General features: G+C 65.7%; 23 protein-coding genes. 12 read left to right on the top strand and 11 right to left on the bottom strand.

Going from position 1 to position 24,161, the window contains the following annotated elements; translation table 11 throughout:
- Window positions 1-121: 121 nt before the first annotated feature.
- The 4 genes from ACKVEX_RS11820 to ACKVEX_RS11805 form a co-directional block, all read right to left on the bottom strand.
- The gene (locus ACKVEX_RS11820; RefSeq protein WP_473215937.1) at window positions 122-1,501 is read right to left on the bottom strand and encodes an NAD(P)(+) transhydrogenase (Re/Si-specific) subunit beta; all 1,380 of its coding nucleotides are present in this window, start codon (window positions 1,499-1,501) and stop codon (window positions 122-124) included.
- Window positions 1,498-1,803, bottom strand: a complete 306-nt coding sequence (locus ACKVEX_RS11815; RefSeq protein ID WP_473215936.1) for an NAD(P) transhydrogenase subunit alpha part 2 — start codon at window positions 1,801-1,803, stop codon at window positions 1,498-1,500. Before ACKVEX_RS11815 ends, ACKVEX_RS11820 begins: the two co-directional genes overlap by 4 nt.
- 16 nt (window positions 1,804-1,819) lie before the next feature.
- Window positions 1,820-2,944, bottom strand: coding sequence for an NAD(P) transhydrogenase subunit alpha (locus tag ACKVEX_RS11810; RefSeq protein ID WP_473215935.1), 1,125 nt, complete (start codon window positions 2,942-2,944; stop codon window positions 1,820-1,822).
- A gap of 323 nt (window positions 2,945-3,267) precedes the next feature.
- On the bottom strand, window positions 3,268-4,014 hold the full coding sequence (locus tag ACKVEX_RS11805; RefSeq protein ID WP_473215934.1) for a PP2C family protein-serine/threonine phosphatase: 747 nt from the start codon (window positions 4,012-4,014) through the stop codon (window positions 3,268-3,270).
- Between the two features lie 159 nt (window positions 4,015-4,173).
- On the opposite strand from ACKVEX_RS11805, the gene ACKVEX_RS11800 reads away from it, so the two are divergent.
- The 5 genes from ACKVEX_RS11800 (at window position 4,174) to ACKVEX_RS11780 (ending at window position 9,636) form a co-directional block, all read left to right on the top strand.
- Complete coding sequence (locus ACKVEX_RS11800) at window positions 4,174-4,617, top strand: MaoC family dehydratase (RefSeq protein WP_473215933.1); 444 nt, start codon at window positions 4,174-4,176, stop codon at window positions 4,615-4,617.
- Between the two features lie 262 nt (window positions 4,618-4,879).
- Window positions 4,880-5,668 (top strand): (Fe-S)-binding protein, encoded by a 789-nt coding sequence (locus ACKVEX_RS11795; protein WP_473215932.1) that lies wholly within the window; start codon window positions 4,880-4,882, stop codon window positions 5,666-5,668.
- A gap of 3 nt (window positions 5,669-5,671) precedes the next feature.
- A complete protein-coding gene (locus ACKVEX_RS11790) occupies window positions 5,672-7,081 on the top strand; it encodes a LutB/LldF family L-lactate oxidation iron-sulfur protein (RefSeq protein ID WP_473215931.1) in 1,410 nt (469 codons plus the stop codon).
- Window positions 7,078-7,758 carry a LutC/YkgG family protein gene (locus ACKVEX_RS11785; protein WP_473215930.1) on the top strand — a complete coding sequence of 227 codons (681 nt, stop codon included), beginning with the start codon at window positions 7,078-7,080 and terminating at the stop codon, window positions 7,756-7,758. The genes ACKVEX_RS11790 and ACKVEX_RS11785 overlap by 4 nt, the downstream gene beginning before the upstream one ends.
- 183 nt (window positions 7,759-7,941) lie before the next feature.
- Entirely contained in the window at window positions 7,942-9,636 is a 1,695-nt protein-coding gene (locus tag ACKVEX_RS11780; protein ID WP_473215929.1) for an L-lactate permease, read from the top strand.
- A 109-nt stretch (window positions 9,637-9,745) separates the two neighbouring features.
- Here ACKVEX_RS11780 and glcF read toward each other — a convergent pair whose 3' ends face one another.
- From glcF to ACKVEX_RS11755, 5 genes are read right to left on the bottom strand one after another with little or no spacing between them, the layout of a single operon-like run.
- On the bottom strand, window positions 9,746-10,981 hold the full coding sequence (glcF, locus tag ACKVEX_RS11775; protein ID WP_473215928.1) for a glycolate oxidase subunit GlcF: 1,236 nt from the start codon (window positions 10,979-10,981) through the stop codon (window positions 9,746-9,748).
- A gap of 2 nt (window positions 10,982-10,983) precedes the next feature.
- Window positions 10,984-12,060: a glycolate oxidase subunit GlcE gene (gene glcE / locus ACKVEX_RS11770; RefSeq protein ID WP_473215927.1), complete on the bottom strand. Its 1,077-nt coding sequence runs from the start codon at window positions 12,058-12,060 to the stop codon at window positions 10,984-10,986.
- On the bottom strand, window positions 12,057-12,191 hold the full coding sequence (locus tag ACKVEX_RS11765; protein WP_473215926.1) for a hypothetical protein: 135 nt from the start codon (window positions 12,189-12,191) through the stop codon (window positions 12,057-12,059). Before ACKVEX_RS11765 ends, glcE begins: the two co-directional genes overlap by 4 nt.
- A 19-nt stretch (window positions 12,192-12,210) precedes the next feature.
- On the bottom strand, window positions 12,211-13,722 hold the full coding sequence (locus ACKVEX_RS11760) for an FAD-linked oxidase C-terminal domain-containing protein (RefSeq protein WP_473215925.1): 1,512 nt from the start codon (window positions 13,720-13,722) through the stop codon (window positions 12,211-12,213).
- Window positions 13,719-14,477, bottom strand: a complete 759-nt coding sequence (locus ACKVEX_RS11755) for a FadR/GntR family transcriptional regulator (protein WP_473215924.1) — start codon at window positions 14,475-14,477, stop codon at window positions 13,719-13,721. The genes ACKVEX_RS11760 and ACKVEX_RS11755 overlap by 4 nt, the downstream gene beginning before the upstream one ends.
- Window positions 14,478-14,718: 241 nt before the next feature.
- Here ACKVEX_RS11755 and ACKVEX_RS11750 point away from each other — a divergent pair, with 241 nt between their 5' ends.
- From ACKVEX_RS11750 to ACKVEX_RS11720, 7 genes are all read left to right on the top strand, one after another.
- On the top strand, window positions 14,719-16,449 hold the full coding sequence (locus ACKVEX_RS11750; protein WP_473215923.1) for a SulP family inorganic anion transporter: 1,731 nt from the start codon (window positions 14,719-14,721) through the stop codon (window positions 16,447-16,449).
- A gap of 73 nt (window positions 16,450-16,522) precedes the next feature.
- Entirely contained in the window at window positions 16,523-16,834 is a 312-nt protein-coding gene (gene rplU / locus ACKVEX_RS11745) for a 50S ribosomal protein L21 (RefSeq protein WP_473215922.1), read from the top strand.
- An 18-nt stretch (window positions 16,835-16,852) separates the two neighbouring features.
- Window positions 16,853-17,116, top strand: a complete 264-nt coding sequence (gene rpmA / locus ACKVEX_RS11740) for a 50S ribosomal protein L27 (protein WP_473215921.1) — start codon at window positions 16,853-16,855, stop codon at window positions 17,114-17,116.
- 71 nt (window positions 17,117-17,187) lie between these two features.
- The gene (gene obgE, locus ACKVEX_RS11735) at window positions 17,188-18,327 is read left to right on the top strand and encodes a GTPase ObgE (RefSeq protein WP_473215920.1); all 1,140 of its coding nucleotides are present in this window, start codon (window positions 17,188-17,190) and stop codon (window positions 18,325-18,327) included.
- A gap of 16 nt (window positions 18,328-18,343) precedes the next feature.
- Window positions 18,344-19,459 (top strand): glutamate 5-kinase, encoded by a 1,116-nt coding sequence (gene proB, locus ACKVEX_RS11730; protein ID WP_473215919.1) that lies wholly within the window; start codon window positions 18,344-18,346, stop codon window positions 19,457-19,459.
- 98 nt (window positions 19,460-19,557) lie between these two features.
- Window positions 19,558-20,313 carry a response regulator gene (locus ACKVEX_RS11725; RefSeq protein WP_473215918.1) on the top strand — a complete coding sequence of 252 codons (756 nt, stop codon included), beginning with the start codon at window positions 19,558-19,560 and terminating at the stop codon, window positions 20,311-20,313.
- A gap of 49 nt (window positions 20,314-20,362) precedes the next feature.
- Window positions 20,363-21,718: an ATP-binding protein gene (locus tag ACKVEX_RS11720; RefSeq protein ID WP_473215917.1), complete on the top strand. Its 1,356-nt coding sequence runs from the start codon at window positions 20,363-20,365 to the stop codon at window positions 21,716-21,718.
- A 132-nt stretch (window positions 21,719-21,850) separates the two neighbouring features.
- On the opposite strand, the gene ACKVEX_RS11715 is transcribed toward ACKVEX_RS11720, so the two are convergent.
- Together ACKVEX_RS11715 and ACKVEX_RS11710 are read right to left on the bottom strand one after the other, a co-directional pair.
- Entirely contained in the window at window positions 21,851-23,485 is a 1,635-nt protein-coding gene (locus ACKVEX_RS11715; protein WP_473215916.1) for a glycerol-3-phosphate dehydrogenase/oxidase, read from the bottom strand.
- Window positions 23,440-24,161 (bottom strand): FGGY family carbohydrate kinase (locus ACKVEX_RS11710; RefSeq protein WP_473215915.1); only part of this gene is annotated, 722 nt, incomplete at its 5' end. The genes ACKVEX_RS11715 and ACKVEX_RS11710, both read right to left, overlap by 46 nt.

The following is a 24,161-nucleotide window of genomic DNA, read 5'->3' as shown; positions in this document are numbered from 1 at the left end:
ATGTTACCGGTCATGCCGGTCCGGGTGAAAGTCCCGACAGCGGTGCATGTCATCACCTTTGCAAAAATGCGAACGGCGCTCCGGTTGCCCGTGAGCGCCGTTCGACCGGGCGAAGTCCCGATCAGGCTTCCAGCGCCTTCACGTGCTGGATGACATCGGCCACGACCTGCTGGGCGCTGCCGTAGAGCATGCGGCAGTTGTCCTTGTAGAAGAGTGCGTTCTCGATCCCCGAGTAACCCGCACCCTTGCCGCGCTTGACCACGATCACGTTCTGCGCCATGTCCGCGTTCAGAATCGGCATGCCGTAGATCGGGCTCGACTTGTCGGTGCGCGCAACCGGATTGACCACGTCGTTCGCCCCGATCACCAGTGCCACGTCGGTCTGCGCGAAGTCCGCGTTGATCTCCTCCAGGTCGAAGATCTTGTCGTACGGCACCCCGGCTTCGGCCAGCAGCACGTTCATGTGGCCCGGCATGCGGCCCGCGACCGGGTGGATCGCGAACGCGACCTCGACCCCGCCTTCCTCGAGCAACTGCGCCATCTCCCACACCTTGTGCTGCGCGCCGGCCACCGCCATCCCGTAGCCCGGCACGATCACGACCTTGGACGCGTAGCGCATCACCGCGGCCGCGTCGAGCGGCGCGAGTTCGCGCATCGTCCCCTCGACCTCGCCACTCGACTCGGCCGCCTCGCCGGTGATCGGCTTGAAGATGATGTTTCTCAGCGGCCGATTCATCGCCTTGGCCATCAGCTGGGTGAGCAGCATGCCCGAAGCGCCCACGACGATACCGGCCACGATCAGCGCCGGGTTGCCGAGCACGAAGCCCTTGAAGCCGACCGCCAGGCCCGTGAAGGCGTTCAGCAGCGAGATCACCACCGGCATGTCGGCCCCGCCGATCGGCAGCACCAGCACCGCCCCGAGCGCCAGCGCGAGCACGAAGAACAGGAAGATCTCGAAGCCGCTCGGACTGTCGGCGTAGCCCACCGTCAGACCGATACCGAAGGTGAGCATGGTCAGAAAGAAATTGACCGTGTTCTGCTGAGGGATCTTGATTGCTTTGGTCAGCAGTCCCTGCAGCTTCGCGTAGGCCACGCAGGAGCCGGAAAAGGCCACCGATCCGATGATCGCCCCGAACACGAGCAGCGTCGAGGTGACCGCGCCATGCGGCACGCCCTTGACCAGTTCGACCGCCGCGATTGCCGCCGCCGCGCCGCCGCCCATGCCGTTGTAGATCGCCACCATCTGCGGCATATCGGTCATCTTGACCGTCTTGCCCGTGTACCACGCGACCCCGCCACCGAGCACGATCGCCAGCACGATCAGCCCAACGTTCTTCAGTTCCGGGATGAAGAAGGTCACGACCGTGGCCGCGATCATCGCGACGCCCGCCCACACGATGCCCCGCCGCGCGGTCACCGGCGAACTCATCGCCTTGAGCCCGAGAATGAACACCACCGCGACCGCGAAGTAGGACGCGCTTACGAACCAGTTATAAGTCATTTCGCGCCCCCTTGCTTCCGATCACCCGTCTTGAACATCGCCAGCATCCGTTCGGTCACCACGTAACCACCAGCCGCGTTGGCCGCGCCCAGGAACACAGCGATGAAGCCGATCAGCAGTTGCAGACCGTCGTCGGGGTCGGCCTTGCCGAGCGTCACCATGCCCCCGATCAGCACCACCCCATGCACGAAGTTCGAGCCCGACATCAGTGGCGTGTGCAGGATCACCGGCACGCGCGAGATCACCTCGTAACCGGTGAACGCGGCCAGCATGAAGATATACAGTGCGGTAAAACCTTCCATGTCGATTTCCTCCCGCTTACAGTCCGAGCGCGGCTTTGACGCCGGCGTGCTTGATCTCGCCGCCATGGGTCAGACACGCCCCGGCCATCACCTCGTCGTCCCAGTTCAAGCTCAGCGCCCCGTCCTTGATGAACGGCGAGATGAAGTTGAACAGGTTCTTGGCGTACATCTCGGACGCGTGCACCGGCATGCGGCTGGCAATATGGGTCGGGCCGATGACCAACACGTCGTTGATCCAGGTCTTCTCGCCCGCGACCGTGCCTTCGACGTTGCCCCCGGTCTCGGCCGCCATGTCGACGACGACCGCCCCGGGTTTCATGCGCGCGATCATGGCGGCAGTAATGATCCTGGGGGCCTTCTTGCCCGGGATCGCGGCGGTCGTGATCAGCGCGTCGCACTGCGCCACCGCTTTGCCCAGACGCTCGGCCTGGGTGGCGATCTCCTCGGCTGTCAGTTCGCGCGCGTAACCGCCCGCGCCGACCGCGGCCACGCCGGTATCGACGAACTTTGCACCGAGCGACTCGATCTGCTCACGCACCTCGGGACGCACGTCGTAGGCCTCGACCATCGCGCCGATGCGGCGCGCGGTGGCGATCGCCTGCAGGCCCGCGACGCCCGCGCCGATGACCAGCACCTTGGCCGGACGGATGGTGCCAGCCGCGTAGGTCAGCATCGGGAAGAACTTGGGACTGTGATCGGCCGCGATCAGCGCGCATTCGTAGCCGGCCACCGCCGACTGCGAACTCAGTGCGTCCATGCTCTGCGCGCGCGAGATGCGCGGCAGCAACTCGAGCGCGAACGCGGTGATCTGCTTGTCGGCGAGTTGCTTCACGCGCTTCGCGTCGAACCACGGCTGAAGCATGCCCAGCAGCACGGTCCCCGGCTTCATCTTCGTGATCAGCTTCGACGGTGGCGGCTGCACGCACAGCACCACGTCCGCTTCGGCAAACACTTCCGCGCCGCTGCCGCCGATACGCACCTCGGCGAAGCTCTCGTCACGGTAATGCGCAGGCACCCCCGCGCCGGCCTCGATCAACACCTCGGCTCCGAGGCCGATATATTTCTTGACCACCTCCGGAACCACGGCGAGGCGTCGTTCGCCTGCCATGGTTTCCGCCGGCACTCCTATCAACAGAGGCATTACTGTCCTCCCCATTCAGTGATGTGTTTGTAGAATCGCCCGAAACCGGTGATCCACTTACCGGTTTCGACGTTCGACGACGGCAGGCCATCGAGCCGCAGATCGGATAGTCGACGCTCCGCTGCCGCCGCCGGGCCGCTCGCTCATCGCTATCGATCTGTTGTTGTTTCTCTCCACCGCCTGCGCCAAGCATGCAGGCACCGCACTTCGGATAATACTGATGCGGCCAGTAATCGCAAATCTGTTTCGGCACGGGTGCGGCCACGCATCGCCGATTCGCACGCCCGCATGAATGCGCCGACCGCCCGTTCCGGCTGACGGCGTCAGCCTGCCACGACCTTGATGATGGACAGGGAGATGTTGTCTCCATTGACGCCGGCATGCGCGCGAGCCTCCCTGATCAGCACGCTCGCGGCGTCGCGTGCAGGCATCGAAGCGACCGTGCGCGCCAGTTCCTCGTCTGGCACGCACGACCACAGGCCGTCCGAACACAGCAGAAAGCTGTCTCCTGCCGTCAATGGCGCAGCGTCACCGAAGCTCATGTCCGGTTCCCGCTCGCTGCCGACACAGGACATCAGCACGTTGCGCTGCGGATGCGTCATCGCCGCGGCCGAATCGAGCCTGCCGCGGCGCTGCAGTTCGCCGACCACGGAATGATCGATGCTGCGGCTGACCACGGTGTCGCCCCGAAAATGGTAGATGCGTGAATCGCCGCAATGGACCCAGTCGACCCGATCGGGTTGCAGCAACAGTGCCACGACGGTGCTGTGCGGATCCTTCTCGGTCGTGTAGCGGGTCAGGCGGATGACGATATGAGCCTCGGTGACGATGCTACCGAGCAGGTCGCGCGCCGTCTCGGAGGCCGGCTTGAACGCGTCGAAATTCTGTTTCGCCTTCAGCAACACCTGCTCGGCAGCCATCGAGCCGCCGCTGTGGCCGCCCATGCCATCGGCAAGCACGGCCATCATCATGCCCGGCCGCGTCGGGTGCGGAAAGATCGCGACGCGGTCCTGCTGCTCCTTGCGGTCTCCGGTGTGACGCGCTACGCAGGTTTCGATGGTGATGGGCATGATTCAACGCGATGGGTCGATGCGTGATGATAGCAATCCACCCGGACATTCGTGGCACACTCCGATACGTCCAGTCCCACACATTGCCGAAAGTGTGAAATATGTCACACCGGCCTGCCTGATCGGCGCTTCCCATCAACCCATCAATCGGAGAGAAACATGTTTCCAGGACGCGGTTATGACGAGGTGAAAAAAGAAGATGTCTTCTCGACCACGATGACCTTGACCGAAACTCATATCGTGCTCGGGGCGGGCCTGTTCGGTGACTTCAACCCCCTGCACGTCAATCAGAGTTTCGCCGAAAAGAGTCGCTTCGGCACCCGGATTGCACATGGCTACCTGACGACGTCGTTCATGGCCGCCCAACTGGGCATGGTCTTCCACGGCACCGCGATCGCATACGTCGAGCACACGTCGCGCTTCACGGCGCCGGTCCGGGCCGGCGATACGCTGTGCATCGAGTGGACTGTCACCAAACTGGAAGACAAACCCAGGCACGACGGCGGCATGGTGAGCCTGACCGGGGTATGCACCAACCAGGACGGCGTGAAGGTCGCCGAGGCCGAGGCCAAGATGCTGATTGCGAACAATCCGCGCAACTGATCCGCCGGCAACCGGGGGTCGGGGATCGGGGGTCGATACACGGCGCGCCGACGGCATCGCCCCCGAGGGCTGGTCGCGGACCACGGTGGGGGTACCCGCCCGACAGTTTCCTGGGTCGTACGACGACACTCGGAGTAGTATCGTGTCTCTGCTTGCCGAGTGAGCAGCGGCAACTTCGTTTCCCGGCAGATCGGGATGCTGCTTCAACGCACATGGATCGCGCTCCGAAGCCTGGAGAGCCCACTTCGAAGGATCGACCGCCATGACACAGACTCAAAGTACTTCAAGCCCTGCGTCGTCTCCCCGCGTCGGGCTGTTCGTCACCTGCCTGGTCGATGCGATGCGCCCCAACGTCGGCTTCGCGACCCTCAAGCTGCTGCGCGACGCGGGGTGCAGGGTCGAGGTTCCGGAGGCCCAGACCTGTTGTGGGCAGCCTGCCTTCAACAGCGGAGATACCGCCGACACGGCCGTGCTGGCGCGTCATTTCATTGAGACCTTCGAGGGCTACGACTATGTGGTCGCGCCCTCCGGGTCGTGCGTCGGGATGACGCGGGCGCATTATGCGGAGGCCCTGGCCGACGACCCCGCGTGGGCCGAACGAGCGCGCCGGCTCGGCGAGCGCACCTACGAGCTGATGAGTTTCCTGGTCGACGTGATGCACTGCGCACCTGTCGACGTGAGGCTTGACACGAGTGCGACCTATCACGACAGCTGCGCCGGTCTGAGAGAGCTCGGCGTCTATGAACAACCGAGAGCCCTGCTGGGCAAGGTCTCGGGCTTGACGCTGAAACCGCTCGAAGGCAACGACGTGTGCTGTGGCTTCGGCGGCACCTTCTGCGTCAAGTACCCGAGCATCTCCAATGCCGTGGTGACCGAGAAGGCGGACGCCATCGAGCGCAGTGGCGCGCAGGTTCTGCTCGGTGGCGATCTCGGATGCCTGATGAACATGGCCGGCAAGCTGATGCGCAAGGGTTCGAATGTGCGCAGCTTTCATGCCGCCGAGGTACTGGCCGGCATGGCCGACGGCCCCGCGATCGGCGAGGAGCGCTGAGCCATGACCGACACCCCCATGAGCTTCAAGGCCCGTGCCGAACTCGCGCTGGCCGATCCGACGCTGAAGGTGGCGATCGGCCGCACCACCGGCACTGCCGAACGCAAGCGTGCAGTGGCGATCTCGGAGTTCCCGCAGTACGATGCGGCCCGCGAGCGCGGCAAGCGCATCAAGGACCACGTCATCGCCAACCTCGACCATTACCTGCTCGAGTTCGAACGCAATGCGATCAAGTCCGGCGCACAGGTGCACTGGGCATCGACCGCAGACGAAGCCTCGCAGATCGTCGTTCGCCTGTGCCGCGAGGCCGGGGCGAAACGTGTCACGCGCGTAAAGTCGATGCTCGGGGAGGAAATCGGGCTGCCGCACGCGCTCGACGAAGCCGGGATCGAGCGCGTCGAGACCGATCTCGCCGAGCATATCGTGCAACTCGGCGGTGACCGGCCGTCGCACATCGTATGGCCGTCGATGCACCGTACACGCGAGCAGGTCTCCGAGATGTTCAAGCGCATCCATCGCATCCCCCACCAGGAAGAGACGATCGAGGCGATGGTCGCAAGCGCCCGGCGCGAGCTTCGGGACAAGTTCCTCTCCGCCGACGTCGCGATCTCGGGGGCGAACTTCCTGCTCGCCGACACCGGTGCCACCTGCACCGTCACCAACGAAGGCAATGCGGAGCTGACCACCACGCCGCCGCGGGTCCATATCGTGACCGCCGGCATCGAGAAGCTGGTTCCGAGCCTCCCGCACGCATTCGCGATGTTGCGTCTGCTGGTGCGTTCGGCGACCGGCGCGGACATCACCCAGTACACCACCTTCCACTGCGGGCCGAAGCAGCCGGGTGATCGAGACGGTCCCGAGCAATTCCACATCGTACTGGTCGACAACGGTCGCAGCCGCATGCTGCGCGAGGGGCTGAAGGAGATGCTGCGCTGCATCCGCTGCGGCGCCTGCATGAACCATTGCGTGGTGTTCCGTCAGCTCGGCGGCCATGCCTATGGCGGCGTCTACCCCGGTCCGATGGGTGCGGCGCTGACACCGGTGTTCGACGGACTGGAGAACTCCCGCGACCTGCCCCATGCGTGCACGCTCAACGGCAAGTGTCAGGAGGTGTGCCCGGTCGACATTCCGCTTCCGACGCTGCTGCGCGGCTGGCGCGATCGATCCTGGCGCGAAGGACTCGAACCGACGACGATGCGCTTAGGGCTGGGGGCGTACACGTTCGTCGCGTCACGACCCCGCCTGTACAGGCTGATGACCGACATGGCGATCCGGGTGATGCGAATCTTCAACCGTGGCGGCAAGGTGCGCGCGATGCCCGGGCTTGGCGCCTGGACCGCTCACCGAGAATTCCCCGCACCGGCAAAGCGCAGTTTCATGGCGATGTACAAGGACTCAGGGGGTGAACGATGAGCGCTCGCGACACGATCCTCGACGCGGTGCGAAGCGCGCTCGGTCAGCGGACCGACGATGCCGCAGCCGTCAAACGCGAGGCGCAAGCCTTGCTGGACGAACCTTCATCCATACGGCCCAGGCTGCTTGCCGATTCCCTGGTAGATGCCTTCATCGCGCGCGTCACGTCCCCCAAGGTCGCAGCGACCGCCGAATGCATCGCGGAGGACGGCGATCTGCCCGCGGCGGTGAAGCGCTATCTCGATGCGCGTGACCTGCCGCCGGTAGTCGCGGTGCAGCCAGCGGCCGTGCTGCAGGCGCTGGACTGGTCCGGGCTGGAGACGCGCGACGAAGTCGAACCCGACAACGCGGTCGCCGTCGGCATCGCGCGCTGGGGCATCGCCGAAACCGGTTCGCTGGTGTTTCACTCCGACGCCGAGACGCCGATCCTGGCCAACTTCCTGCCGCTCTATCACATCGTGATGGTGCGCGCGCGCACCATCCTCGCCTACCTCGATGATTACGCCGCAGCGGTCGCCGGACAGCGCCCGCCACGCAACCTCAACATCATCACCGGCGCGAGCGGGACGACGGACATCGAGGGCAGCCTGGTGCTGGGCGCGCACGGTCCGCGCTACCTGCATGTCGTCATCGTCGGCGAGCATGCGGTTGAAGCGAAAGCGGACGTGTCGTCATGAGCGCACCTTCGTGCGCTGCTCATAAGCCGTCTTTCCGCTCCCTGCGCCGCAATCGACCCGGCCAGCGAACGAGAGGCGCTTAGACAAGAAAAACCACAACCTGCGTCAGCCGGGGTCAAGGCCTCGGCGCAGCAGGAAAATCCGGATACGGGTTTCGTATTCGATCCACAAAGGAGGTTCCCGGTGAATCAGACACTCTTGTCCCTGCTTGCCTTCGTCCCGCTGATTCTGGCTGCGGTGTTGCTGGTCGGCTTCAACTGGCCTGCCCGGCGCGCGATGCCGGTCGTCTACCTCAGTGCCGCGGTGATCGGCCTGACCGCGTGGGAAATGACCTTCAACCGCGTCATCGCCTCGACGCTGCAAGGGCTCATTCTGACCGGCGCCATCCTGTGGATCATCTTCGGTGCGATCCTGCTGCTGAACACCTTGAAGCACTCCGGCGCGATCACGGCGATCCGCAGCGGCTTCTCGAACATCAGCCCTGATCGTCGCGTTCAGGCGATCATCGTCGCGTGGCTGTTCGGCTGTTTCATCGAGGGCGCTTCCGGCTTCGGCACACCTGCAGCCATCGCGGCACCGCTGATGGTGGCGCTCGGATTCCCTGCGCTCGCCGCAGTCATGGTCGGCATGATGATCCAGTCGACGCCGGTGTCCTTCGGCGCGGTGGGTACACCCATCGTGGTCGGCGTCACGGCGGGACTTGACAGGGCTGGCATCAGCGCCCGCCTCGCCGAGCAGGGCTCGAACTGGGAAGCCTTCTTCCGGCTGATCACGTCCGAAGTCGCGCTGACGCATGCGGTCATCGGCATCCTGATGCCCTTGTTCATGTGCGTGATGCTGACCCGCTTCTTCGGCAGGAACAAGTCATGGACCGAGGGCCTGTCGATCGCGCCCTTCGCCATCTTCGCCGGCATCGCCTTCGTGGTGCCGTATGCGCTCGCAGGCGTGTTTCTGGGACCGGAGTTTCCGTCGATGATCGGTGCGCTGGTCGGCCTGCTGCTCGTGGTGCCGGCGGCCAGGGCCGGTTTCCTGGTACCGAAAACGGTCTGGGACTTCGCCGACGCGAAGGACTGGCCTGCGCACTGGATGGGCAACATCCAGATCAAGCTCGACAGCCTTGCCGCGCGCGCCCCGATCTCGATCGGCATGGCCTGGCTGCCTTACCTGCTGCTGGCCGGGTTGCTGGTGCTGTCGCGCGTCAATGCCGACGTCAAGGCCTTCTTCAGCAACAATCTGGTGCTCGGATGGAGCAATCTGCTCGGCGAGACGGGCGTGTCGGGCAGCATCCAGTTCCTCTACCTGCCCGGCGGCATCATGGTCATGGTCGTGCTCGCCACCTTCCTGCTGCATCGCATGAAGTTCTCCGAGCTGACCGCGGCGGTGGGCGAATCCTCCCGCACGCTGATCGGCGCGGGCTTCGTGCTCATCTTCACGATTCCGATGGTCCGGATCCTGATCAACTCGGGGGTCAATATGGGCGACCTGCCGTCGATGCCGCGGGCGATGGCGGAACTGGTCGCCAGCAGTGTCGGCGACGTCTATCCGTTCTTCGCGTCGTGGGTGGGTGCGCTGGGGGCGTTCATAGCGGGCTCCAACACCGTGTCCAACCTGATGCTGGCGCAGTTCCAGTTCGACACTGCGCAGTTGATCGGCGTATCCAGCGCGATGCTGGTGGCCTCCCAGGCCGTCGGCGCAGCCGCCGGCAACATGATCGCAATTCACAACGTCGTGGCGGCCTCCGCAACGGTGGGCCTGCTCGGACGCGAGGGCGAGACGCTGCGGATGACCATCATTCCGACGATCTATTATCTGATCATGGCAGGCCTGATCACGATGATCGCGATTCACGTCATCGGTATCAGCGACGGTCTGATGTGAGCCGAAACGCACTGCGTCGATGCCGGCGGGGTTCAGGCCTTGGACGCCCGAACCCCGAGCCGGATATACGCCGGCCCACCGGCCGTCTGCGCTGCGCGGCCGACGCGCGTCAGGCGCCGAGCCGTTCGTCGATCAGCTCGATCCAGTGCAGCACCGGCAGCGCCGTTCCGGCCTGCAGATGGGTGATGCAGCCGATGTTGGCCGACGCGATCTTCTGCGCGCCGCCTTCGGTCAGCGCCGCGAGCTTGTTTTCGCGCAGGCGCCCGGACAGCTCCGGCTGCAACAGCGAGTAGGTCCCGGCCGAACCGCAACAGAGGTGGGAATCGCGCACCGATGTGGGCACGTAACCGGCTGCAGTCAGCAGGCTTTCGACCACGCCCCGAATCTTCAGGCCGTGCTGCAGCGTGCACGGCGCATGGAAGGCCACCGGTTCGCCCGCTGAGCTTCGTGCCTTCAGCGCGGCCACCAGCGGCTCGCTTTCCGCGGCGATGATCTCGCTGATGTCGCGGGTCATGGCGGCGACTGTTTCGGCTTTTTCGGCGTAGGCCGGATCTCCGGCCAACATGTGCCCGTATTCCTTCACCTGCGTCGCGCACCCTGACGCGGTCATCACGATCGCCTCGATCTCGCCACGCGCGATCGCGGGCCACCAGGCGTCGATGTTGCGTCGAGCATCGTCGCGTCCGCCGTCGTGGTCGTTCAGGTGGAATCGCACCGCACCACAGCATCCCGCCCCGGGCATCTCTTCGAGCGAGATGCCCACGGCGTCGAGCACGCGTGCGGACGCGGCATTGATCGACGGCGCCATCGACGGCTGCACGCAGCCGGCCAGCGCGATCATGCGCCGCGCATGGCGGGGCTTGGGCCACGCACCGGGCGCGCGCGCGTCAGGCACCTTGTCCTTCAGCACGGCCGGCAGGATTCCCTTGACCGCACGCCCCATCCCCATCGCCGCACCGAACAGTCTGGTGCGCGGCACGAATTCGCGCAGGGCCCAGCGAACGGCGCGATCCATGCCGCGCCGCGGCACCCGCTCCTCGACGATGTGCCGCCCGATGTCGGCCAGCCGGCTGTAATGAACGCCCGACGGGCAGGTCGTCTCACAGGACCGACAGGTCAGGCAGCGATCCAGGTGCAGACGGGTCTTTTCAGTGACGTCCTCACCCTCGAGCAACTGCTTGATCAGGTAGATGCGCCCGCGGGGACCGTCCAGTTCGTCGCCGAGGAGCTGGTAGGTCGGACAGGTCGCGGTGCAGAATCCGCAGTGAACGCACTTGCGCAGAATCTCGTCCGCCTCGCGCCCTTCGGGTGTGTCCTTGATGAAATCGGCAAGCTGGGTCTGCATGTTCAGAATCCGTTGTAGAGGCGGCCCGGATTGAAAATCCCCGCCGGATCGAAGGACTGCTTGAGACGTCGATGTATCTCCATCACGGCCGGAGACAGCGGATGGAACACGCCGGCGCCGCGATCGCCGCCGCGAAACATCGTGGCCGTTCCGCCGAGTGCGGCGGCACGCGCGCGGATCGCGGTCGACGGGGCGCTCGAGCGCAGCCAGCGCAGACCGCCCCCCCACTCGATGAGTTGGGGCCCGTCCAGGCCGAGCGGCGCGGCCGCCGTCGGTACCGAGATCCGCCACAGCACAAGCGCAGGATCATCCTCTGGCGCGAAGAAGCCGTCGGACTGTTCCCGGATACCCCGCCAGAAGGCCGTCGCCTCGTCGTCGGGAACGGGCTGCCCCCCCATCCTCGTGGCGGCAGAACCGACCGCATCCGGCGCCCCGGACAGACGGACGGTCAACTGACCCTGGTGCCAGGCCGACGCCGACACGGGCAGCGGCTGGCCGCCCCAGCGGTTCAGCATGTCGATCGCGTCCGCCTCGGGCACCGGGAAACGCAGGCTGCGCTCGGACGGCGGTATGGGCAGGACCTTCAGCGACACATCCACGATCAGACCCAACGTGCCGAGACTGCCGGCGATCAGGCGGGACACATCGTAACCTGCGACGTTCTTCATGACCTGACCGCCGAAGGCCAGCAAATCGCCGCGACCATCGATGATCCGGGTGCCGAGGACGTAGTCGCGAAGCGCACCCGCCATCGGACGACGGGGACCCGACAGACCGGTCGCGACTGTGCCGCCGATGGTCGCGCCGTCACCAAAGTGCGGCGGCTCGAACGCGAGCATCTGACCCTGAGCGGCCAGCAGCCGCTCCAGTTCGGTCAGCGGCGTACCCGCAAGCACGGTCACGACGAGCTCGCTCGGTTCGTAGCTGACCACTCCGGCCAGCGCTCGGGTATCGAAGAGTTCGCCCTGCGCAATGCCCCCGTAGAAATCCTTGGTTCCACCACCCCGGATTCTGAGGACCGCTCCGGCAGCGGCCGCGTCGCGTATCCGCGCCTGGCAACTTTCAATCAGTTCTTTCATCGGTGCTCCACCGCATCATTCTGATCCTTCTTCGCCTGCCAGTCGGCCACCGCCCTGAGCGCCAGCCACGAGCCGATCAGAGACAGCACCGGCACCACCACCAACAGAAACTGAATCCAAGCCGTACTCATCGATCGTGCTCTCCCCTCGTCAGAATCGCGGAAGATCCGGATGAGGCAACTCGCCGCCAGTGACCCGCATGCGGCCATATTCGGCGCAACGGTTCAGGGTCGGGATGGCCTTGCCCGGATTGAGCAGTCCGGCCGGGTCGAACGCCGCCTTGACGCGGAAGAACATGGCCAGTTCCGGGCGTGAGAACTGGGAGCACATCTGATTTATCTTCTCGATGCCTACACCATGCTCGCCGGTCACCGTACCGCCCAGTTCGACCGACAATTCCAGAATGTCGGCACCGAAAGACTCGGCGCGCTCCAGTTCCCCAGGCTGATTGGCATCGAACAGAATCAGCGGGTGAAGATTGCCGTCACCCGCATGAAAGACGTTGATGCAGCGCAGCCCGTAAGTGCGCTCCATGCTCTGGATCGCTTCGAGCATCTCGCCCACCCGTTTGCGTGGAATCGTGCCGTCCATGCAATAGTAGTCCGGCGAGAGGCGACCAGCCGCCGGAAACGCCGCCTTGCGTCCCGCCCAGAAACGCATTCGTTCGGCTTCGTCCCGCGAGACACGCACCTCGGTTGCGCCACTGTGCTCCAGCACCGCGCGCATCCGCGCGATCTCGTCCGCCACCTCCTCCGGCGTGCCATCGGACTCGCACAGCAGAATGGCCTTCGCGTCGAGCGGGTAGCCGGCATGGACGAACTCCTCGACCGCGGCGGTGGCGGGCTGATCCATCATCTCGAGACCAGCCGGGATGATGCCGGCGGCGATGATCGCCGCAACCGCATCGCCCGCCTTCACCACGTCGTCGAAGGCCGCCAGCACACACTGGGCAAGCTGCGGCTTGGGGGTGAGCTTGACGGTGATCTCGGTCGCCACCGCCAGCATGCCTTCGGAGCCGATGACGGTGGCCAGCAGGTCGTAACCCGGGATATCCGGTGCGTGGCTGCCGAACTCGATGATGTCGCCGGTGATCGTCACGCCCCTGACCCGGAGCACGTTGTGCACGGTCAAACCGTACTTCAGACAATGCACGCCACCGGAATTTTCCGCCACGTTCCCTCCGATCGTGCAGGCAATCTGGGATGACGGATCGGGCGCATAGTAGAGGCCGTCCGCGGCGACCGCGTCGGAGATCGCGAGGTTGCGCACGCCGGGTTCAACGACCGCAATACGCGAATGCGGATCCACCTTCAGAATGCGGTTGAACCGGGCCAGTGAGAGCACAACGCCTGACACATGCGGGGTGGCACCGCCCGATAATCCGGTGCCCGCCCCCCTGGCCACGACCGGTACCGCCATGTCGTGACAGATCTTCAGGATCGCGACCACCTGCTCTTCGGTGGTCGGCAGCGCCACCACCATGGGCAAGCGCCGATAGGCCGCCAGACCATCGCATTCGTACGGTCTGAGATCCTCGGATTCGTACATCAATGCGCCCGCCGGCAGGATCCGCGACAGGGCTTCGACCACCTTCGCCTTGTCCACTGTGGAAAAATCGCCTTCCTGTTCGCCGGCCAGAACCGCCTCGATCGTCGCGCTCATTCACCCTCCTCCACATTGTCGGCTGCCCGCCAGCGCAGCGGATCCAGACCCAGCCTGCGCGCCGCGCCGACCAGATGCCGTGCCGCCGCCCGCCGTGCCGCGACCGGATCACCGACCCGGATCGCCTCGTAAATTTGCTCGTGCTCCAACTGAGCCTGCATCGCCCGGCCGGATGCATGACCGGCCCGATTCCATGTCGGCGCCCGCGAGGCCGATAGCTGGCGCCCCATGAAAGCCTGGAAGCGCTCCAGTTGCGGATTCTGCGTCGCCGCAGCGACCGCGACATGGAACGCGTCGTCGTCGCCTACCGCGTCACGCTGTTCGGCCAGCGCCGACCGCATGCGCTCCAGCGCAACGAGCATCCGCTCCAGATCGGCCGAAGTACGTCGGGCCGCGGCCAGTTCGGCCGCCCCGGTTTCCATCAGGTAGCGAAACTCGAAAACGTCCGACACCTCCTGAGGCAGTGCCTGTTCGGCATCGCGACCCGACGGGACCAGCTTGAAGCTCCCTTCGCCCGGCAACGCGGCCACGAAGGCACCGGATCCCTGACGGGTCTGGATGCAGCCATCAGCCTTCAGTTGCGCGATCGCTTCGCGGATGACCGCGCGGCTGACACCGAAGCGCTCGCACAAGGCCTTCTCGGTCGGCAGCTGAACGCCCGGCGCAAACTGCTCCGCCAGCATCCAGCGCCCGAGCTGTTGCGCCACATGATCACTGAGCCTTGCCGACCGGGCACGCTTGTAAGTCAAGCTCATGCAATCGACTCACGGTTGTCTGACAAATTGCAATACTAGACCACGCCGGACCGACTGTCACGAGCAGATTGACGCTCATATCGGCACCATCGCGTCGACCCGCCCTTCGGCGTTCGGACCGACCAGGCCGCGTAAGTTCACACGTAGTCCTGACAGTGCAAGCGCGTAAAGCACGAATCCACGGGCCGGACAGTTGCCGTTTGCTAATATCCGGGTTTAGTCGCTGGCCGCTACCGACCCGATGCTCGCCGCTCACTCGAACCTTGCCGAACGACTGCTGCCGTTCCTGACCTGGCGAAGGAAGTGGCGTGAACATGGAGTCAGAGGCGATCTGATCGCCGGCGTGACCGTTGCGCTGGTCATGATTCCGCAGGCGCTCGCCTACGCGCAACTGGCATCGCTGCCGCCTTACATCGGGCTTTACGCGTGCGTACTGCCTGCGATCATCGCTGCGCTGTTCGGCTCCTGCGCACAGCTCTCGACCGGCCCGGTTGCACTGACCGCGCTGCTGACCGGGGCCAGCCTGATGCCCTTCGCCCGACCGGACAGCCCCGAGTTTCTGACCCTCGCAATCCTGCTCGCGCTGATGTCCGGCGCCATACAACTGGCCCTGGGTGCCCTCCGTCTGGGGTGGTTGCTGAACCTGTTGTCCCGATCGGTCATGACGGGATTCATCAATGCAGCCGCATTGTTGATCTGCCTGTCGCAGATTCCGGCACTGCTCGGACTCACGATGAATCGCTCCGACCACTTCCTGGTCGATTTCTGGCAGCTCGTTTTCGAGTTCGGCGCCGCAGACCTGATGTCCCTGCTGTTCGGTGCCGGGTCCTTCCTGTGCCTGATCGGCCTGCGTCGGATTGCACCCAGGCTACCCGGCGTACTGTTGGTGGTCGCGGCGGCGACCGCAATTTCGGCGCTCACCGGTTACGCGGCGCGCGGGGGCGCGGTGATCGGCGAGATTCCGGCCGGTCTGCCGCTTCCGTCGGTGCCGGCGATAGACTGGAGCATGGCGCTTGCCCTTCTCCCGGCCGCCTTCGTCATCGGGCTGGTGAGTTTCATGGAAGCGACGTCCAGCGCAACGCTGATCACCGGCCGGACCGGCGAAAAATGGCATCAGAATCAGGAGCTCATCGGCCAGGGGCTGGCCAAGATCGCTTCCGCCTTCACTGGCTCGATGCCGGTCAGCGCATCGTTCTCGCGCTCGGCACTCAATTTCGCGACCGGCGCGCGCACCGGTCTGGCGTCCATCGTGTCGGTCGCTGTCGTGGTCCTCACCCTGCTCTATCTGACGCCTCTTCTGTGGCACCTTCCGAACGCGGTGCTCGCCGCCGTCATCCTGCTGGTCGTATCGGGCCTGATCGACTTCAATGCGTTGCGCCGGGCGTGGCAGGCGAGCCGCGACGACGGCATCGCCTCCGCGATGACATTCGGCATGACGCTCGCGTTCGCGCCGAATATTCAGATCGGAATCATGACGGGTCTGCTGCTGTCACTGTCGCTGATGCTCTATCGTGACATGCAGCCGCGCACGGTCCTGCTCGGTCTGCACCCGGACGGGACCTACCGGGATCTGGAACGATTCGGGCTGGCGCACCCACACCCGCGACTCGTGATCCTGCGTTTCGACAGCCCGCTGACCTTCGTCACGTCGGAAGCCTTCGAAAAGGCCGCGCTGAACGCCGTCAAGGCCCAGCCCAACGTATCAACGCTGCTCATTTCGGGGGTCGGCATCAACGCGATCGACGCCAGCGGCCTGCACACCATCTCGAGCCTGCAGGAACGCCTGCGCACCGACGGGCGCACGCTCGCATTCTGCGGCCTCAAGAAACAGATCATCGATCCCATGGAGCGCACCGGTCTGTGGGAACGTCTGCAACCACACGCCCACTACCGCAGCGTGGGTCATGCGCTCGATGCGCTGCTGCCGACGCTCGGCCCCGGATCCGAGTCGACCGAGTCGGTTGACGGCTGATTATCTTGACTAATATCGGCCTGGCCATCAAAATGCGCGATTCTTTGCAACACTCATCAACTGGAGCTTTACCATGTACGCGGTGATAAAAACCGGGGGCAAGCAGTATCGCGTTGCCGCTGGCCAAAAGATCAAGGTAGAACAGATACCGGCCGACGTGGGCTCTGAAATCACTCTCGACCAGGTTCTGATGGTCGGTGAAGGCGAATCCGTGCAGATCGGAACGCCGGTGGTCTCGGGCGCCGCAGTCACGGCCACCGTGGTGTCTCACGGTCGTCACGACAAGATCAAAATCTTCAAGATGCGCCGGCGCAAGCACTACCAGAAGCACCAGGGCCATCGTCAGAACTACACCGAAATCCGCATCGAAGCGATTTCGGCCTGAAGCAGGAGGTAATGCGTCATGGCACACAAGAAAGCCGGCGGCAGTTCCCGTAACGGTCGCGATTCCGAATCAAAACGCCTCGGCGTGAAGCGCTACGGCGGCGAGGCCGTCATCGCGGGCAACATCATCGTTCGCCAGCGCGGCACCGAATACCACCCGGGCGACAATGTCGGCATGGGCAAGGATCACACGCTGTTCGCCCTGACCAATGGCACCGTCCAGTTCTCGGTCAAGGGGCCCACCAAGCGTCGTACCGTCACGATCCTGCCCGAAGCGGCCTGATCGTCGGCATCCGACCTGGAAAAGCCCTATCCTTGCGGTAGGGCTTTTTTGTTTTTGCAAGACATCCAATCATGAAATTCTTCGACGAAGCGCGTATCGAGGTCATCGCCGGTGACGGCGGAAATGGTAGTGCCTCCTTTCGCCGCGAAAAGTTCGTCCCGCGCGGCGGCCCTGACGGCGGCGACGGCGGACGCGGCGGCAGCATCTATGCGGTGGCCGACCGCAATCTCAACACGCTGATCGATTTCCGTTACAAGCGCACCTTCCACGCCGAGCGCGGGGAAAACGGCGCGAGCAAGGACTGTTACGGCAAGGGTGGCGACGATGTGGTGCTGCGCATGCCGGTCGGCACGGTCATCAAGAATCTCGAAACCGGCGAACTGATCGCGGACCTCGACGAAGACGGCAAGAAGGTGCGCGTGGCCCGTGGCGGCAAGGGCGGGCTCGGCAACATCCACTTCAAGTCCAGCGTCAACCGCGCCCCGCGCAAGCGCACACTCGGCGAGGAAGGCGAACGGCTCAGCCTGCACCTCGAACTCAGGGTGCTGGCCGACGTCGGTCTGCTGGGCATGCCCAACGCCGGCAAGTCGACCTTCATCCGCGCGGTTTCGGCCGCCCGTCCGAAGGTCGGCGACTATCCGTTCACGACCCTGCACCCCAGCCTGGGCGTGGTGCGGACCGACGAGAACCGCAGCTTCGTCATCGCCGACATCCCCGGCCTGATCGAGGGCGCGGCCGAGGGTGCCGGACTGGGTCACCAGTTCCTGCGCCATCTGCAGCGCACCCATCTGCTGCTGCATCTGGTCGATCTGGCACCCTTCGACCCCGACGCCGACCCGGTTCGGGAAGCGCACGCCATCGTCGAGGAACTGCGCAAGTACGACGAGGCGCTGCATCAGAAACCGCGCTGGCTGGTGCTCAACAAGATCGACCTGATCCCGGAGAAGGAACGCGGCGCGCGTATCGAAGCCTTCCTCGCCGCCTATGGCCCGGTGGACCGACACTTCGAGATCTCGGCGCTGAAGGCCGACGGCGTGCGCCCGCTGGTGTTCGCGATCCAGGACCATCTCGACGCGGAGCGCGCCCGCATCGAAGCCGAGCGCGCCCGACGCGTCGCCGAAGAGACGGCTGTCGCTCGAGCCGAGCTGACGCCGGATCCGGACGCCGACGCGGCACCCGAGGCCACCTCGTCCGACCTTTCAGACCACTAGTTCACGTCAGACGAGCATGAGAGAGAAAGTCCGTTCCGCGCGCTGCCTCGTGGTCAAGGTCGGCAGCGCACTGGTCACCAACAATGGCACCGGGCTGGACAAAGCGGCGATGGCCGACTGGGCACGGCAGATCGCCGCGCTGCGTGCCGCGGGCAAGCGGATCGCGCTGGTGTCCTCCGGTGCGATCGCGGCCGGCATGCAGCGCCTGGGCTGGACGCGACGTCCGCACGAGATGAACCGGCTCCAGGCGGCAGCCGCGGTCGGGCAGATGGGTCTGGTCGAAGCCTACGAGGAGGCGTTCTCGCAGCACGGTCTGCATACCGCGCAGATCCTGCTCACGCACGAGGACCTGGCCGACCGCGGGCGCTACCTGAACGCCCGCTCCACGCTGACCACCCTGCTCGATCTCGGCGTGGTGCCCATCATCAACGAGAACGACACAATCGTCACCGACGAGATCAAGTTCGGTGACAACGACACGCTCGGCGCGCTGGTCGCAAACCTGATCGAAGCGGACGTGCTGATCATCCTGACCGACCAGCAGGGGCTGTACACGGCCGACCCGCGAAAGGATCCGGACGCAACCCTGATCTCGGAGGGACGGGCCGAAGATCGCGTCTATGAGGCAATGGCCGGGGGCGCGGGCTCCGGCATCAGCCGCGGCGGCATGATCACGAAGATCCGCGCGGCCCGGCGAGCGGCCCGCAGCGGCGCGCACACCTGCATCGCGAGCGGACGCGAACCGGACGCGCTGATCAGGCTCGCCAGTGCCGAGCCGCTCGGCACGCTGCTCTATGCCACCAGCACGCGACTGGCGGCCCGCAAGCAATGGCTTGCCGACCATCTGCAACTCGCGGGCAGCCTGATCCTGGACGACGGCGCACTGGCTGCGCTGCGCGACGGACGCAGCCTGCTGCCGGTGGGCGTGATCGAGGTCCGGGGCGAGTTCGAACGCGGAGCGGTGGTCGCCTGCCGCTCCCTCTGCGGCGAGGAGGTCGCACGCGGACTGGTCAATTACGCCAGCTCCGAATGCCGCCGCATCGCGCGCAAGCCCAGCCACCAGATCGAATCCATCCTCGGCTACATGGATCAGCCCGAGCTGATCCACCGCGACAACATGATCGCGACCTGATTCGGCTGCCGGACGGGCCCGACCACATGGCGTCGTGTCCGCCCGTAAATGGCTGTAGACTGGCCGTACCGTTTCCTGCCAGCCGTTTCGAGCATCGCATGAACACCGCACCCGACCATGTCCTCATCGTCGATGACGATCGCGAGATCCGCACGCTGCTGGCCGATTACCTGATCAAGCAGGGTTTGCGCTGCACCGTCGCGGCCAACGGCCGGGAGATGAAGGCGGTCCTCGAGCACCACCGCATCGATCTGATCGTGCTCGACATCATGATGCCGGGCGAGGACGGGCTGACGCTGTGTCGAAATCTGCGTGCCGGCAACCGTCACGCAGGCGTACCCGTGCTGATGCTCACCGCACGCGGCGACGATATGGATCGCATCCTGGGGCTCGAGATGGGCGCGGACGACTATCTGGCCAAACCCTTCGTGCCACGCGAACTCCTTGCGAGGGTGCGCGCGATCCTGCGTCGCGCCCGGGCGCTGCCGCCGAACATGGACGACACGGTCGTGCCGAATGCGCGCGAACTGCACTTCGCCGGCTGGACACTGGATACGGTCGCACGCCAGCTGACCGATGCCAAGGGCACGACCGTGCCGCTGTCCGGTGCCGAGTACCGCTTGCTTGGCGTATTTCTCGCCCACCCGCAACGGGTGCTGACCCGGGACCAGTTGATGGAACTCACGCAGGGGCGCGAGGTAGAGGTGTTCGACCGATCGATCGATCTGATGGTCAGTCGATTGCGGCAGCGTCTCGGTGACAACGCCCGCGAGCCCGCCATCATCAAGACCGTCCGCAACGAGGGCTACGTGCTCACCAGCGCGGTCGAGTCGGTCCAGGGTTCCGGAGCATGACCTGCCACGACCGTCTCGCGGTTCGAATCCTGTCGTATCCCGGACCGACATGATCGGACTGCGCGGCCCACGCACGCTGTTCGCGCGCCTGATGCTGATCTGGCTGATCGGCATCACCGTGGTGCTCGCTGTCAGCTTCACGCTGTTTCTCGGGGAGCGCGACCGCTTCGACCGGAACGTGCTGTTCGAAGGCATCGCGCGCGAGATCGCGGCTACGGTCGACCTGATCGACCAGTTGTCGCCATTGGAGCGGGAACGCTCGATCGAATCGATGGGTCGGCGGCGGCTTCGCTTCGCGCTGGCGCCCCCACCGGCCGATGCGCACCCGCTGCCGACACGTTTCGCGCTGGTGCAGGCGCTCGAGAAGGCCCTGCCGGAACGCGAGATCAGCCTGCTTGCGCTGCAGACACCGGGCCGCGGCGCGGACCGGCCCCATCATGCCCGACTGCTCGCCTTCGTGCAGTTGTCCGACGGTTCGCCGCTTACGATCCGCCTGCAGCTACCACCGATGGCGCCATCGGCGTCGGCCGCGAGTGCGCCGACGCCACCCGTGCGCGCGCTTGCGGCGCTGGCCGCGTTGATCCTGGGCGTGAGCCTGCTGACCTGGTTTGCGGTGCGCATCGCAACCCGCCCGCTGTCACGCCTGGCAGACGCGGCCAAGGCGCTCGGCGAAGACCCCAACCGCGCGGCCATCGACACCCGCGGACCGACCGAAGTGGCGCAGGCCGCGTCCGCATTCAACCAGATGCAGCAGCGCATCCGCGAGCATGTCAGCGAACGCACCCGCATCCTCGCCGCGATCACGCACGATCTGCGCACACCGATCACACGCCTGCGTCTGCGCGCCGAGCAGGTCGAGGACGTGGACCTGCGCCAGCGCATCCAGTCGGATCTGGACGCGATGCAGGCGCTGGCGCAGGAAGGCATGGCGTTCGCACGCAGCCTCGATGCCCCGATGCCGGTCCGTGCGACCGACCTGAACGCCATGCTCGATACCGTGGCAGAGGATGCACGCGAACTGGGCTGGGCCGTCGCTTGCACAGGACGGGCCGATGCACCCTGCATCGCCGACGCGAACGCGTTGCGCCGCGCGTTATGGAACCTGGTCGAGAATGGCATCAAGTTCGGCGCGCGGGTCGAGATCGCGGTCGATTCGCGCCCTGACGGCCACATGATCCGCATCCGCGACCATGGCCCGGGACTGCCGGACGCGGAAATCGACAAGGTCTTCGAACCCTTTTATCGCACCGAGTCGTCACGCAGTCGTGAAACCGGAGGCACCGGACTCGGCCTCGCGATTGCGCGCAACCTGCTGCGCGCCCAGGGCGGGGACGTGACGCTCGCCAATGCGCCGGGCGGAGGACTGGTCGCCGAGGTCAGACTCAGACGACAGACGCCCGACTGAGCACCGCCGGCTTCGAGCCGCACCCCCGTTCGGCACCATTGGAGAACTGCGGACCGCCGCGGCAGGCTTCAACGATGCTCCGCAGCCGGATGATGCGTATGGGACGAAACGCGCCTTCGACGCAATCCTTGCTCAGCGTTGCGCCGCAGGCGCCCCCGATACCTGATACCCGGCGGCGAGCACGCGAAATGATCTGAGTTGCGCCTCGACCCACCCGCCCGACCGCCTCAGTTCCTCGGCCAGGATCGCCGCGACCGCCGGTGCGACCTCGAGCGCCGCGGCCGCGTCGAGGAAAAGCAACCGGTCGCGGCGCGCAAGCACATCCTCGACGGTTCGGGCCTGTTCGAAGCGCACGGCGTGCCGGACCTGTGCGCCAGTGATCGAGCAGGACCCGGAGAGCGCATGATCGCCACCGCGCTCGCACTCCAATTCATAGGCCACCAGGCCTGCCGGCATCGAGGCCGGCCCGGGCGCGGTCGCGCCGTGCAGTGGCAGCGCCGCAGTCATGCAGGCCACGCGCGGCAGCTTCGCCTGTGCCTCGGCCCGATCGACCGTGTCCTCGGCCATGCGCCGGTAAGTGGTCCACTTCCCGCCGGCGATCGTGATCAGGCCGCCCGGGGACACCTCGATGAAATGCTCGCGCGACAGCTTGCCCGTGGCCGCATCATGATGCGGGTCGATCAGCGGACGCAGGCCGGCGAACACGCTGCGCACATCGGCACGCGTGGGCGGATTCACGATATAGCGCGCTGCCGTCTCGAGGATGAACTCGACCTCTCCGGCCAGCGGAACGGGTTCCAGCGGCAAGTCGTCGCGACCGGTGTCGGTCGTGCCGATCAGCACCTTGTCCTGCCACGGGATCACGAACAAGACCCGCCCGTCGGACGTCTCCGGCACCAGCAGCGCGTCCGTACCCGACAGAAAGCTGCGATCCACGACCACATGCACGCCCTGGCTGGGCCGAAGCAGGCGGCGTACCGCGGGGCGTTCGCTGCGCCGCAGCCCGTCCGCCCACACGCCGGTCGCGTTGATCACGACCCGTGCGCCGATGTCGAAGGATTCACCGGTCTCGGCATCGCGCGCGCCGACCCCGACGACATGTCCATCCGCGACGATCAGCCGCTCGACCGGGACGTAGTTGAGCAACACGCCTCCCAGCCCGATGCCGGTCCGCATCAGGCTGATCGCCAACCGGGCATCGTCGAACTGCGCATCCCAGTACGCGATTCCTCCGCTCAGGCCATCGGATCGGATCGAAGGCAAGGCCTGCAGCGCCTGCGAGCGGTCGAGCACCCGGCAGGGCCCGATGCCGTGCCGACCCGAAAGCAGGTCGTAGAGCGTCAGCCCGATGCCGAATCTGGCCTTATCGAACCAGCCATGGGTGGGTACGACGAAGCGCAGCGGATGCACCAGATGCGGCGCATTGGCGAGCAGGCGCGAGCGTTCGAGCAAGGCCTCGCGCACCAGCGGCAGGTTGCCCTGCGCGAGATAGCGCACACCGCCATGGATCAGCTTGGTCGCCCGCGAACTCGTGCCCTTCGCAAAGTCGTGCGCCTCGAGCAACAGCACCGAATGGCCCCGAGCCGCGGCATCCACCGCACAGCCCAGTCCGGTCGCACCGCCACCGACGATGATGATGTCCCAGCACGTCCGTTCGCGAGTCCGCGCAATCAGGCGGGCCCGATCGATGCCACCCGCCGCAGCAACGAACGACGCCGGGTTCACGCCTCTACCCAGGCTCTTGCCCGCTCGACTGCCCTGTGCCATCTCGCCAGCGTGCGCTCACGCTCGGCGACCCCGATACGCGGTTCGAAACGACCCGCCTCGACGCACTGGGCCGACAGCGCATCGGTGCCGGACCACACGCCGACGCCGAGACCGGCCATGAAGGCTGCACCGAGCGCAGTGGTCTCCAACATCGCGGGCCGCACCACCGGCACACCGAGCAGATCCGCCTGGATCTGCATCAGGAGGTCGTTTGCGGCCGCGCCACCATCGACCCGCAATTCGGTCAGCGGCGTCGCACCGTCCCGATTCATCGCGTCGACCAGATCCACCGTCTGCAGCGCGATCGCCTCGAGCGCGGCGCGCGCGATATGTGCGGCGCCGGTGCCACGGGTCAGCCCGAGCACCGTGCCGCGCGCGTAGGGGTCCCAGTAGGGCGCACCCAGCCCGGTGAATCCCGGCACGATCACGACGCCGCCGCTGTCGGGCACCGACGCGGCCAACGCTTCCACATCCGAGGCCGCGCCAATCAGGCCCAGACCGTCGCGCAGCCACTGCACCAGCGCGCCGCCGATGAAGATGCTGCCTTCCAGCGCATAGGTCGTCGGGCCCAGACCGCTCCACCCGATCGTGGTAAGCAGACGATTGGACGACGGCACCGGCATCGTGCCGGTGTTCATCAGCACAAAACAGCCGGTCCCGTAGGTGTTCTTCGTGC

It is taken from the genome of Denitraticella aggregata (assembly GCF_048158365.1).
In the GTDB taxonomy this organism is placed as follows: Bacteria; Pseudomonadota; Gammaproteobacteria; order Burkholderiales; family Rhodocyclaceae; genus Azoarcus_F.
Note: the sequence above shows the minus strand (reverse complement) of the source record. Positions and strands in the feature narration are given on the sequence as shown.